Origin of the sequence: Buttiauxella sp. A111, assembly GCF_014189855.1 — a bacterium.
Classification (GTDB): Bacteria; Pseudomonadota; Gammaproteobacteria; order Enterobacterales; family Enterobacteriaceae; genus Buttiauxella; species Buttiauxella selenatireducens.
This window is the reverse complement of sequence record NZ_BJFN01000003.1, coordinates 19,006-31,904: the sequence shown is the minus strand read 5'-3', so window position 1 is coordinate 31,904 and position 12,899 is coordinate 19,006. Positions and strand designations below refer to the sequence as shown.

General features: G+C 49.9%; 11 protein-coding genes and 1 pseudogene. 5 read left to right on the top strand and 7 right to left on the bottom strand.

Annotated elements, in window-relative coordinates:
• Nucleotides 1-65 precede the first annotated feature (65 nt).
• Together BSPA111_RS09405 and aqpZ are read right to left on the bottom strand one after the other, a co-directional pair.
• The gene (locus tag BSPA111_RS09405; RefSeq protein ID WP_183270902.1) at nt 66-965 is read right to left on the bottom strand and encodes a lysine exporter LysO family protein; all 900 of its coding nucleotides are present in this window, start codon (nt 963-965) and stop codon (nt 66-68) included.
• 159 nt (nt 966-1,124) lie between these two features.
• Nucleotides 1,125-1,820, bottom strand: a complete 696-nt coding sequence (aqpZ, locus tag BSPA111_RS09400) for an aquaporin Z (protein ID WP_183270901.1) — start codon at nt 1,818-1,820, stop codon at nt 1,125-1,127.
• Nucleotides 1,821-2,489: 669 nt separating this feature from the next.
• On the opposite strand from aqpZ, the gene BSPA111_RS09395 reads away from it, so the two are divergent.
• Nucleotides 2,490-4,145: an ATP-dependent endonuclease gene (locus BSPA111_RS09395; protein WP_183270900.1), complete on the top strand. Its 1,656-nt coding sequence runs from the start codon at nt 2,490-2,492 to the stop codon at nt 4,143-4,145.
• A gap of 13 nt (nt 4,146-4,158) precedes the next feature.
• Here the strand turns inward: BSPA111_RS09395 and BSPA111_RS09390 are convergent, their stop codons facing one another.
• Nucleotides 4,159-5,106, bottom strand: coding sequence for a VirK/YbjX family protein (locus BSPA111_RS09390; protein ID WP_183270899.1), 948 nt, complete (start codon nt 5,104-5,106; stop codon nt 4,159-4,161).
• Nucleotides 5,107-5,246: 140 nt separating this feature from the next.
• On the opposite strand from BSPA111_RS09390, the gene macA reads away from it, so the two are divergent.
• Nucleotides 5,247-6,362, top strand: coding sequence for a macrolide transporter subunit MacA (gene macA / locus BSPA111_RS09385; protein WP_183270898.1), 1,116 nt, complete (start codon nt 5,247-5,249; stop codon nt 6,360-6,362).
• Complete coding sequence (gene macB, locus BSPA111_RS09380) at nt 6,359-8,305, top strand: macrolide ABC transporter ATP-binding protein/permease MacB (RefSeq protein WP_183270897.1); 1,947 nt, start codon at nt 6,359-6,361, stop codon at nt 8,303-8,305. The genes macA and macB overlap by 4 nt, the downstream gene beginning before the upstream one ends.
• Nucleotides 8,306-8,395: 90 nt before the next feature.
• On the opposite strand, the gene cspD is transcribed toward macB, so the two are convergent.
• A complete protein-coding gene (gene cspD / locus BSPA111_RS09375) occupies nt 8,396-8,623 on the bottom strand; it encodes a cold shock-like protein CspD (RefSeq protein WP_183270896.1) in 228 nt (75 codons plus the stop codon).
• A gap of 324 nt (nt 8,624-8,947) precedes the next feature.
• Here cspD and clpS point away from each other — a divergent pair, with 324 nt between their 5' ends.
• A complete protein-coding gene (gene clpS, locus BSPA111_RS09370) occupies nt 8,948-9,268 on the top strand; it encodes an ATP-dependent Clp protease adapter ClpS (protein ID WP_034456405.1) in 321 nt (106 codons plus the stop codon).
• A 27-nt stretch (nt 9,269-9,295) separates the two neighbouring features.
• Nucleotides 9,296-11,569 (top strand): ATP-dependent Clp protease ATP-binding subunit ClpA, encoded by a 2,274-nt coding sequence (gene clpA, locus BSPA111_RS09365; protein WP_183270895.1) that lies wholly within the window; start codon nt 9,296-9,298, stop codon nt 11,567-11,569.
• Between the two features lie 99 nt (nt 11,570-11,668).
• Here the strand turns inward: clpA and infA are convergent, their stop codons facing one another.
• From infA to aat, 3 genes and pseudogenes are all read right to left on the bottom strand, one after another.
• Nucleotides 11,669-11,887, bottom strand: a complete 219-nt coding sequence (gene infA, locus BSPA111_RS09360; protein ID WP_002211347.1) for a translation initiation factor IF-1 — start codon at nt 11,885-11,887, stop codon at nt 11,669-11,671.
• A pseudogene (locus BSPA111_RS22655) lies at nt 11,845-11,938 on the bottom strand (hypothetical protein); the annotation flags it as partial. The pseudogene BSPA111_RS22655 and the gene infA, both read right to left, overlap by 43 nt.
• Nucleotides 11,939-12,178: 240 nt before the next feature.
• Nucleotides 12,179-12,871, bottom strand: a complete 693-nt coding sequence (gene aat / locus BSPA111_RS09350; protein ID WP_183270894.1) for a leucyl/phenylalanyl-tRNA--protein transferase — start codon at nt 12,869-12,871, stop codon at nt 12,179-12,181.
• Nucleotides 12,872-12,899 lie beyond the last annotated feature (28 nt).

The following is a 12,899-nucleotide window of genomic DNA, read 5'->3' as shown; positions in this document are numbered from 1 at the left end:
ATGCAAGTTAAATGGAGATTGATTTAGCGCAATTTTGGCGGCAGAAACCTACCGCCAACGAGGTATCAGGAGGCGAAAAATGCCATTAACAGCGGAGTCAACAAGCTAAGGATAAAACCGTGAACAATCGCCGCGGGGACAATTTCCAGGCCTCCGCTGCGCTGAAGTACCGGGAGCGTGAAATCCATTGATGTTGCGCCAGACAACCCGAGAGCCGTTGAGCGGCTACGGCGTACCAGGCCAGGAATCAACATAATTGCAATCAGTTCCCGGGCCAGATCGTTGAAGAATGCGGCACTGCCAATCACTGGGCCGTAAGATTCCGTCATCAAAATTCCGGAAAGTGAGTACCAACCGAAACCTGATGCCATGGCTAAACCGGTTTTAATCGGCAGGTCGAGTATAAAGGCGTTGATAACGCCACCCGCCAGGGAGCTGAGTGCCACGACCACCGCGACAATCATGCCGCGCCGATTTAATACGATCTGCTTTAATGTCATGCCGCTATTACGCAACTGGATGCCCACCAGCAATAGCAGGAAGATGAGCGTGTATTCGCTGGCTGCGGTGGCGTGGTGAAAGATCGGCCATCCGGTTAGCCCGAGCGCAAATCCTGCCACGACCACCCCGCACAGTTTTAGCGATTCCAGCGCCATTGCAATACGTGATGGGAGTTGTTCTTGCTGGTGACTGTGCCGCCACGGCATGGAGCGCTCCAGCCAAAGCAGCGCCGCTGCATTACAGAGCAGTAATACAACGACGCTAACCGCTGCATATTGAAAAATCGCCAGCAGATTACTGGCCAGGTTATCGAGAAATGCGAGGCTGATGCCCATGAAAAATAAAATGACGTAAACAATCCAGCTCAGCAGGCGATTAATAAGCTTGAGCAGGCTGGTTTGTTTTAAAGGAATGAGATAACCGACGATCAGCGGTACTAAGATAATTAACAATCCCGAAAACATGGCGCGGACAATCCTTGCAAAAAAAGTAACGGCATATGTCACACTACCCAAAGAAAGGGAATGAGTAAAGCTACGAGAAAAGAGGATTTTTATGCAGGATACACTTGGCGGGATAAGGTTATTTGCGCAGGGTAGAGGGATCCACCCTGCGCGAGTCTATTAGTTACGTTTTTCCAGCAAAGTGCGGTAAATAACGCCACCGAGGATACCGCCAACGATTGGCATGACCCAGAATAACCACAATTGTTCTAAGGCCCAACCGCCCTGGAAGATCGCCACAGCAGTGCTGCGCGCCGGGTTCACAGAGGTGTTGGTGACTGGAATACTGATCAGGTGAATCAACGTCAGTGCCAGGCCGATTGCAATCGGAGCAAAACCGGCTGGGGCAAATTTGTCTGTTGCACCATGAATAACAATCAAGAAGCCGCAGGTTAATACGATTTCAATAATAATTGCTGACATCATGGAATAATGGTCTGGCGAATGCTCACCGTAGCCATTTGAAGCAAAGCCACTGACCGCCGCATCAAAACCGCTTTTACCACTGGCAATTAAATAGAGAATACCTGCCGCAACGATACCGCCAATAACCTGCGCAACAATATAGCCAATGACTTCTTTTGCCGGGAAGCGACCACCTGCCCATAAACCCAACGTGACGGCAGGGTTAAAATGGCCACCGGAAATATGACCGACTGCATAAGCCATGGTTAATACGGTTAAACCAAAGGCTAATGCAACACCTACAAAACCGATCCCTAATTCCGGATAAGCCGCCGCGAGCACTGCGCTCCCACACCCGCCAAATACCAACCAAAATGTACCAAAAAACTCTGCTGCTAATTTCCTAAACATAACCACCTCAGCTTTCAAAAAAAACAAGTATCGGGCAAGTAATATCCTTCGACCTTCAAGGTGCTGATGCGTTGACTAAAACCATTCGCCTGAGTCACATAGATAACGCTGTGAGCGGGGGATTATGGGCTGGTCGCGCGACTGCAACTCACGTTATTTTGGATATTTGTAATACTTGCCTGATTATTTTTATTACAACCGTCAAAGAAATAAGGCTATAAATAAAAGAGCCGCAATATTAATGATTTCAGCAGAAAATAACCAGTCGATTAAATCCGCATAAATTGATTTGAGGCAATGAGATGCCCTTGTTTACAAGGGTGTACGCACTTTTATGCAGAGAGGTTTTCTTAATAATTAAGAATCTTCTTGTATTGATCGCATTTTATGTTAACCACAAAAAATAATTGAGAATTAATAAAGGTTGAGTCATTTTTTATTATTCGTGTACTTAGAATGGAAGTGCGCACTAACTCCCGCTTTACCCGTCATACTTCACGTTGTTGTTGAGTTGGCGGCATTTGCTCACCCGAATCACTTACTACAGTAAGTGATTCGGGACTCACTCTCTTGCCGCCTTCCCACAACGCGAATTATTTTGGGTATATACTCGAGTGATGTAGTCAGGTGCGGGTAGATAAAGGAAAGCATCACCAATCTGGAGGGATTATGTTTCTTGAACAGGTGGAAATTGTCGGATTCAGAGGGATTAACCGTCTTTCGCTAATGCTTGAGCAAAACAACGTGCTGATTGGTGAAAACGCATGGGGTAAATCCAGTCTGTTAGATGCATTGACGCTATTGTTGTCACCACACCAAATGCTCTATCACTTTCAGCGAGATGATTTCTATTTCCCGCCAGGTGACGTTCAGGGCCGGGAGCATCATTTACATATTGTCCTGACCTTTCGGGAAACGGCACCAGGCCATCATCTTGGGCGACGTTATCGCTCGCTTGCGCCGGTCTGGATTGAAGGTGAGGGCGGTTTTCATCGCATCATGTATCGCCTGGTCGGCGAGCTCGCGCAAGATGGTTCTATTCTGACGCTGCGTAGCTTCCTCGATGAAAAAGGTCGTGTTATCGAACTGGATGACATCGACAATTTAGCGCAGCAAATCATCCGCCTTAATCCCGTGTTACGTTTGCGCGATGCGCGTTTTATGCGCCGCTTGCGTAACGACCCCGTTCCCACTATGCCAGAAACCGAAATGACCGCTCGCCAGCTCGATTTCCTGGCGCGTGAACTTGTCTCGCGCCCGCAAAATCTCACCGATGCGCAATTGCGGCAAGGTTTGTCGGCTATGGTGCAACTGCTTGAGCACTATTTTTCTGAGCAAGGGGCCCCTGCGCATCAACGTTTGTTGCGTCGTCGCTCGCACGATGAACAACGAAGCTGGCGCTACCTGGATATCATTAACCGCATGATAGACAAACCCAACAGTCGTGCCCATCGCATGATTTTGTTGGGGATGTTCTCTACGCTATTGCAGGCAAAAGGCAGCGTAGCTCTGGACAAAGACGCCCGTCCGCTTTTGCTGGTGGAAGACCCGGAAACACGTCTGCACCCGATCATGTTATCGGTGGCCTGGCATTTGCTAAACCTGCTGCCGCTGCAAAAAATCACCACGACCAATTCTGGCGAGCTGCTATCGCTTACGCCCGTTGAGAACGTTTGCCGGCTGGTGCGTGAGTCGTCAAGGGTTGCGGCCTGGCGTCTTGGCCCCAGTGGGATGAATGCAGAAGATAGCCGCCGTATCGCATTTCATATCCGATTTAATCGATCTTCGTCGTTGTTTGCCCGCTGCTGGTTATTAGTGGAAGGTGAAACGGAAGTGTGGGTTATGAACGAGCTGGCGCAACAGTGTGGGCACCATTTCGACGCCGAAGGGGTGAAAGTTATTGAATTTGCACAATCGGGCCTGCGCCCATTGATCAAGTTTGCTCGGCGAATGGGGATTGAATGGCATGTGCTGGTGGATGGTGATGAAGCCGGGAAGAAATATGCCTCCGTCGTGCGTGGCATTCTGGAAAACGACCGAGATCAGGAACGCGAACATCTCACAGCATTGCCCGCGATGGACATGGAACATTTTATGTATCGCCAGGGGTTTTCGGATGTTTTCCATCGGGTGGCTCAAATCCCCGAAAACGTGCCGATGAATATGCGCCGGGTTATTGTGAAAGCCATCCATCGCTCATCCAAACCTGATTTAGCCATTGAAGTGGCCATGGAGGCCGGAAGGCGGGGAGTAGATGCCATACCGTCGTTGCTGCGAAAAATGTTTTCGCGGGTGTTATGGCTGGCGCGTGGCCGGGCGGATTAGCCCGGCTGTTAGCTTAAAGATGGCTCTCAATTTGTTCCATCATCTCATCTAATAAACTATAGCGGCGGCGATACTCAGCGCGTTTTTTGCTGGCGATCTCTTCGATAGGTTTACGAGCTATGCCCAGTGGCAGTTCATAGTAACCTTCAGGCATTAATTCGCCGCTCATCGACTCCCAGAAACTATCGTAATCGGCATGGATTTTGTCTTTTTTCTTTTTGGCATAACGCCACGAGCGATAGATATGTGCGCTGTTACTCACTGCCAGAATTTGGCTCACCCCGAAATGACGAGCCAACAGGCAGGTCGCTTCCAGCACCAAACGTTTTGGGAATAATCCGTGGCATGCCTTGGTGGCACACTGAATCGCCTCATGAGGCACCCATGATTTTGCTCCTTGCAACCCCCCAATAAACAAGGTGGATTTGCTCTGCAACTGGCACAGCGTGAAGGTTAATTCTGCGAGGACTTTTTCTTCATGGTCGGTAAATATGACAGTCGCTTCGCCTTCTTTATCAAGATTGGCAATCGAGCATAAATCAAGATGGTAGAAGTTCTCATCTTTACCCGTTATTGTTGCCAAACGTGCGCCTTCAGGTGAGTAATGTTGTACTAACAAGCGCTCCGGTAGTGCGTGTGTCAGGGCGTAATAGTGGAAAGACAATGCATCAACCGCTGCCTTACCGCTAAAGTTTGCCGTTAAATAGGGGCGATGAACCCGGCAAGGTAAGCCTGGTTGCGCCGTTAGCAGCTTTTCTAACAGCGGCTGATGCGATAATTCGCTCAATAAGCGTGCGGTGGAAAGCGGGTTAGCCAGTGACCGTAGGACAAATTTCCGGCGGTATGTCGGGTTCCGCCATGCGCTTCCTGGCACCCATTGTCCCTTTGCTAAAGAAAGAAACAACTGCCAGCCATTGAGTTGAGGTGTTGATCTGAATTCGTTTTCGGCAATTGATGTCATGATTGAAACCAGGTTGAGAAACAGTGGGTTAATTTCACCATGTGTTCATTCAACAAACGTTCAATCGCGGCCAGGCTGAAAAGGGTTTGCGACTTTTGTTGATACTTTATTTAAATAGTCCGTCTGCTTGCAGGATACTTATGAGATTCAAGGGAAAAATAAAAAAACGTTACTGGCTTCTGGGCCTGCTGGTCGTGCTGTTGGTCGCCTGGCTATGGAAATTTCTGAACACGCCAGCGCCGGTTTATCAGACCATGATTGTGCGCAAAGGTGAGTTGCAGCAAAGCGTGCTGGCGACAGGGAAGCTGGATGCGCTGCGTAAAGTGGATGTCGGCGCGCAGGTCAGTGGGCAGTTGAAAACGCTGTCGGTGAATATCGGCGATAAAGTGAAAAAAGACCAACTGTTGGGAGTTATCGATCCCGAACAGGCGCAAAACCAAATCAAAGAAGTTGAAGCGACGTTAATGGAGCTGCGCGCCCAGCGTCGCCAGGCCGTGGCGCAGGCTAAACTCGCGCAAGTGACGTTAAATCGCCAACGTGCGCTGGCAAAAACCCAGGCCGTATCGCAACAAGACCTCGACACTGCGGTGACCGATCTTGAAGTCCGACAGGCACAAATCGGCACTATTGATGCGCAAATTAAACGCAATCAGGCCTCTTTAGATACCGCCAAAACCAACCTCGATTACACGCAGATTGTTGCGCCAATGGCGGGGGAAGTCACCGAAATCACGACCAAACAAGGCCAGACGGTGATTGCCGCACAGCAAGCGCCAAACATTCTGACACTTGCCGATCTCGGTACGATGCTGGTGAAGGCGCAGGTTTCTGAAGCGGATGTGATTCATCTTAAACCCGGACAAAAAGCATGGTTCACGGTTTTGGGTGACCCTTTAACGCGTTATGAAGGTTTATTAATCGATATTTTGCCCACGCCGGTAAAAGTGAACGATGCGATTTTCTATAACGCACGTTTTGAGGTCCCGAATCCACAAGGGGTGTTGCGACTGGAAATGACCGCGCAAGTTCATATCCAGTTGGGTGGTGTGAAAGATGTGCTGACTATTCCACTGGCAGCACTGGGCGAGCCGGTTGGCGATAACCGTTACAAAGTGTCAGTCTTACGCAACGGCGAATCCCGCGACCGTGAAATTACCATCGGTATGCGTAACGACACCCAGGTGCAAATTGCGACGGGTCTTACCGAAGGTGAAGAAGTGGTTATCGGCAAGACTACCGCCGGGAGCGCACCATGACAGCACTCCTTGAGCTACGGGATATTCGCCGTAGCTATCCGTCGGGAGACGAACAAGTTGAGGTGCTAAAAGGCATTAACATCACCATTGAAAGCGGCGAAATGGTGGCGATTGTCGGAGCTTCAGGCTCGGGTAAATCAACGCTGATGAATATTCTCGGTTGTCTCGATAAACCGAGTAGCGGTAGCTATAAAGTCGACGGACAAGATGTGGCGTTGCTCGACAGCGATGCGCTTGCCACTTTGCGCCGCGAACATTTTGGTTTTATCTTCCAGCGCTATCACTTGCTTTCGCATCTGAATGCGACGCAAAACGTGGAAGTGCCTGCGGTGTATGCCGGAACGGCGCGCGTTTACCGTCAACAGCGTGCGCGTGCTTTGCTGATGCGTCTGGGGCTTGCAGAACGCGTCGATTATCTGCCTTCACAACTTTCCGGTGGCCAGCAACAGCGAGTGAGTATTGCTCGTGCTCTGATGAACGGCGGGCAGGTGATTCTTGCCGATGAACCGACCGGTGCGCTGGATAGCCATTCAGGTGAAGAGGTGATGGCGACGCTTAAGCAACTGTGCGAGCAGGGCCATACGGTCATCATTGTGACGCACGATCCTTCTATTGCCGCGCAGGCACAGCGCGTGATTGAAATTCGTGACGGCGAAATAATCAGTAATCCTCCGTCGGTGCTTCAACCACTCACATCGCGCAAAGAGCTGAAAACTCAGCCGGTGAGTTCGCCCTTTCAGCAAACCCTTAGCAGTTTCCGTGAAGCGCTAACGATGGCCTGGCTTGCCCTGGCGGCGAATAAAATGCGTACGCTATTGACGATGCTTGGGATCATTATTGGTATCGCGTCGGTGGTATCGATCGTGATTGTCGGGGATGCGGCAAAGCAGATGGTATTGCAGGACATCCGCTCAATTGGTACCAACACTATTGATGTCTATCCCGGTAAAGATTTTGGCGACGACGATCCACAGTATCAGCAGGCGCTGAAATACGACGATCTGTTGGCAATCAGCCAGCAACCGTGGGTCAGTTCAGCAACCCCCTCGCTCTCAAGCAATTTACGTGTGCGTTATGGCAACGTAGATGCTGCCGCGAGTGTAAATGGGGTCAGCAGCCAGTATTTCAACGTCTACGGTATGACTTTCAGCGAAGGCAATACCTTTAACAACGAACAACTGGCTGGCCGCGCGCAGGTTGTGGTGCTGGACAGCAATACCAAACGTCAACTGTTCCCTGATAAAGCCAACGTAGTCGGTGAAATTGTGTTGGTCGGTAATATGCCTGCAACGGTGATTGGCGTGGCGCAAGAGAAGCAGTCGATGTTTGGTAGCAGTAAGATCCTGCGGGTCTGGTTGCCGTATAACACGATGGCTGGCCGGGTGATGGGGCAAAGCTGGCTGAACTCCATCACGGTGCGTGTTAACGAGGGCTATAACAGCCATGAAGCCGAGTTGCAGCTCAATCGTTTGTTGCAGCTACGTCACGGTAAGAAAGATTTCTTCACCTACAATATGGATGGCCTGTTGAAAACGGCGGAAAAGACCACACGTACTCTTCAGATGTTCCTGACATTGGTGGCGGTCATCTCGTTACTGGTCGGCGGTATTGGCGTGATGAATATCATGCTGGTGTCGGTCACGGAGCGCACCAAGGAGATCGGTATCCGCATGGCGGTTGGTGCAAGAGCCAGTGATGTCCTGCAACAGTTTTTGATAGAGGCGGTATTGGTTTGTTTGGTAGGAGGCGCGTTAGGGATTTCGCTATCTCTGTTGATTGCCTTCACTTTACAATTGGTATTGCCCGGTTGGGAAATTGGTTTTTCACCCATGGCGTTGCTTACGGCATTTGCTTGTTCGACCGCGACGGGCATTATTTTTGGTTGGCTACCAGCGAGAAATGCCGCGAGACTGAACCCTATTGATGCGCTAGCGCGTGAATAATTTTCATCTGAGGTATTCCGTTTGGTTATAAAAATGCCAGCCGATGGGCTGGCATTTTGACCTTGGGATGTACACAATGAAACAAAAGGGTCAGGCGACCGCTGCTGCTTCGAGTTCCAGAGGCACAATCAAACTAGCGTGATTACCTTTTGGCCCCTGATGTACATCAAACCTGACAATTTGTCCGGCTTTTAGCGTTCTGTAACCATCCATCTGAATGGTGGAGTAATGTGCGAATATATCTTCGCCGCCGCCTTCAGGGCAGATAAAACCGAACCCTTTGGCGTTATTGAACCATTTAACTGTACCCGTCTCCATGCTTCTACATCCTTCGTAAATCTTATAAGTGAGATGGAATGAACCGGTGGGATGAGGGGGGGCTGTTCAAAACCTCACCAACTCACGCTTGTACAATGTAGATAATTTAACCATGTCGTCAAGCGTTGCACGGGGGGGCGCAAGCGAAAATGAATCAAAAATTTGAAGCAGTTAACGCTATTGTGATTAATGTGACAGAACTCTCGATTGCGAATAGCTGTCCCTTTTGAACACGATGAGTCACGTTAACTGAAAGCGTATTACACTCAACCTATGGGCTTCGCCTTAATGACAATGGGCGATTAAACATGATGACGATTTGCAATGGGTAAGACGAACGATTGGTTGGATTTCGACCAGCTGGTGGGTGACAAACTGCGCGAAGCGCTGAAACCACCCTCGATGTATAAAGTTATGTTAATGAACGATGACTACACGCCGATGGAATTTGTTATTGACGTGCTGCAAAAGTTCTTTTCTTATGATGTAGAACGTGCAACGCAATTGATGCTCACTGTGCACTATCAGGGTAAAGCTATCTGTGGCATTTTTACTGCAGAAGTAGCGGAAACCAAAGTCGCGTTAGTGAACCAGTATGCAAGGGAGCATGAGCATCCGTTGCTGTGTACGCTAGAAAAAGCCTGAAGAAGGCAAAATTTGGGGGAGGTGCCTATGCTCAATCAAGAACTGGAACTCAGTTTAAACATGGCTTTCGCCAGAGCGCGCGAGCACCGACATGAGTTTATGACTGTCGAGCACCTGTTGCTAGCTTTGCTCAGCAACCCGTCAGCTCGCGAAGCGCTGGAAGCGTGTAGCGTAGATCTGGTGGCGCTACGACAGGAACTCGAGGCCTTCATCGAACAAACCACACCGGTTCTGCCAGCCAGTGAAGAAGAGCGTGACACTCAACCTACGCTCAGCTTCCAGCGTGTGCTGCAACGTGCGGTGTTCCACGTCCAGTCTTCTGGTCGCAGCGAAGTGACGGGCGCCAATGTTCTGGTGGCTATTTTCAGCGAGCAGGAGTCCCAGGCTGCGTACCTGCTGCGTAAACATGAAGTCAGCCGACTTGATGTGGTCAACTTCATCTCTCACGGTACACGTAAAGACGAACCTAACCAGGCACCGGGTGCAGAAAATCCGGTCAATGAAGAGCAAGCAGGCGGGGAGGAACGTATGGAAAACTTCACCACCAATCTCAACCAGCTTGCACGTGTGGGAGGGATAGATCCGCTGATTGGCCGCGAGAAAGAGCTTGAGCGCGCCATTCAGGTTCTGTGCCGTCGCCGTAAAAACAACCCGCTGTTAGTGGGTGAATCGGGTGTAGGTAAAACGGCTATTGCTGAAGGGCTGGCCTGGCGTATTGTGCAGGGCGATGTTCCTGAAGTGATTGCTGATTGCACCATTTACTCGCTGGATATCGGTTCGTTGCTGGCGGGCACGAAATACCGTGGTGACTTTGAAAAACGTTTCAAAGCGCTGCTCAAACAACTCGAACAGGATCAAAATAGCATCCTGTTTATTGATGAAATTCATACCATTATTGGTGCCGGTGCGGCTTCTGGTGGCCAGGTTGATGCCGCAAACTTGATTAAACCGCTGCTGTCGAGTGGCAAGATCCGCGTGATCGGTTCAACGACGTACCAGGAATTCAGCAATATCTTCGAAAAAGATCGTGCTCTGGCACGTCGCTTCCAGAAGATTGATATTACTGAGCCAAGCGTTGAAGAGACCGTTCAGATTATTAACGGCCTGAAACCGAAATACGAAGCGCACCATGACGTGCGGTATACCGCGAAAGCGATTCGTGCGGCGGTAGAACTGGCGGTGAAATACATCAACGATCGTCATCTGCCAGATAAAGCGATTGATGTTATCGACGAAGCGGGTGCGCGTAGCCGTCTGATGCCGGTGAGCAAACGTAAGAAAACGGTCAATGTCTCTGATATTGAAACTGTCGTCGCACGTATTGCGCGCATCCCAGAAAAAAGCGTTTCAGCAAGCGATCGCGATACGCTGAGAAGCCTTGATGATCGTCTGAAAATGCTGGTGTTTGGTCAGGATAAAGCCATTGAGGCGTTAACCGAAGCCATCAAGATGAGCCGTGCTGGATTGGGGCATGATCACAAGCCTGTGGGTTCATTCTTGTTTGCCGGGCCAACGGGTGTCGGTAAAACAGAAGTCACCGTGCAACTGGCAAAATCGCTGGGCATTGAGCTGTTGCGTTTTGATATGTCGGAATACATGGAACGCCATACGGTGAGCCGTTTGATTGGTGCACCTCCGGGTTACGTTGGTTTTGACCAGGGCGGCCTGTTGACGGATGCAGTGATTAAACATCCTCACTCCGTGTTGCTGCTTGATGAAATCGAAAAAGCGCACCCGGATGTCTTTAACCTGTTGTTGCAGGTGATGGACAACGGCACGCTGACCGATAACAACGGACGCAAGGCTGATTTCCGTAACGTGATTCTGGTGATGACCACCAACGCCGGTGTGCGTGAAACTGAGCGCAAGTCTATTGGCCTGATTCGTCAGGACAACAGCACTGATGCGATGGAAGAGATCAAGAAGATTTTTACCCCAGAATTCCGCAACCGTCTGGACAACATCATTTGGTTCAACCATCTGTCTACAGATGTGATCCACCAGGTGGTCGACAAGTTTATTGTCGAGCTTCAGGTGCAGTTGGATCAGAAAGGTGTGTCACTTGAAGTGAGCCAGGAAGCCCGCGATTGGCTGGCAGAAAAAGGCTATGACCGTGCAATGGGCGCGCGTCCAATGACACGTGTTATTCAGGATAACCTGAAGAAACCGCTCGCTAACGAACTGTTATTTGGTTCATTGGTGGATGGTGGACAAGTGACGGTAGCGCTGGATAAAGAAAATCAGAAACTGATTTATAACTTCCATGGCGCTCAGAAACATAAACCGGAAACGGCACATTAATTCATTCGTGTTGCCATAAAAAAAGGCCAGGTTAATAACCTGGCCTTTTATTTTATAAGGCTTTTCATCGCAGCCCGAGAGCTGCGGAACTAAAAACTATTAACGACTACGGAAGACAATGCGGCCTTTGCTCAGGTCGTACGGGGTCAGCTCTACAGTGACTTTGTCACCCGTCAGGATGCGGATATAGTTTTTACGCATTTTACCGGAGATATGAGCGGTTACCACGTGCCCGTTTTCCAGCTCAACGCGGAACATGGTGTTAGGTAACGTATCTAGAACGGTACCCTGCATTTCAATATTGTCTTCTTTGGCCATCTAATCCTCGAGGGTATCACTACCATAGTTTTGAACCGGCAAGATAATGCCCAAGTTCACGTATCATGTAAAGAATTGTTGGTGAAATCACCAGCGAAAGTGCAATTTGCGCATTACCCAAGACCCACTCGAAATTCGCACAATTGGTGCTTACGATGAGAGCTGCGAAGAGATAAACGATGGGTTGTCCCTGTTAAAGCTAATCCCATACAACGGCGGGGTAATGAGCAGAGCTCACTCTGCGCGGCTAATTATAACACTCTTAACCGTAATGTGCCGTAAACATTATCGTCACGACAGGATTTGTGGTACCCAGCAATAGGATGCGAGCTGATGTGCGCGAAATTTAGACAGGTGCTCCAGGTATTCCCGACGAGGAATTTCTATTGCCCCCAGAGATGCGGTGTGGGCGTTAAGCACCTGGCAATCAATGAGCTTGCCGCTATAACTCAAAAAGTGTTGGCAGAATACCAGCAGGGCAGTTTTAGAGGCGTTTTCTCGGCGGCTAAACATGGATTCGCCGCAAAACAACGCGCCTTGCGCCACGCCGTACATTCCCCCAACCAGCTCATTATCTTCCCAAACTTCAACCGAATGGGCGTGTCCTAGTTCATGCAGCCGTTTATAGGCGTCAATGATATCAGGGGTAATCCAGGTGCCTTCATCGCGATCGTCAGCACATTCGCTAATAACACGTTCGAAAGTATGGTTTAGCGTCACCCGGTACGGGGAGTTCCGATGGAATCTCTTCATGCTGCGGCTTAGGTGAAAGCGCTCGGGATAAAGAACCGCACGCGGATCGGGCGACCACCATAAAATGGGGTCGCCAGGAGAGAACCACGGAAAGATGCCGCGCTGATAGGCCATCAACAAACGGGCGGGACTTAAATCACCCCCTAGCGCCAGTAACCCATTAGGCTCACGCAACGCACCTTCCGGTGAAGGGAAGGCAATTGAGTCACGAGAAAGCTGAATAAGGCGCATGACTTCTAAACTCCAGACAGCAGGCAAT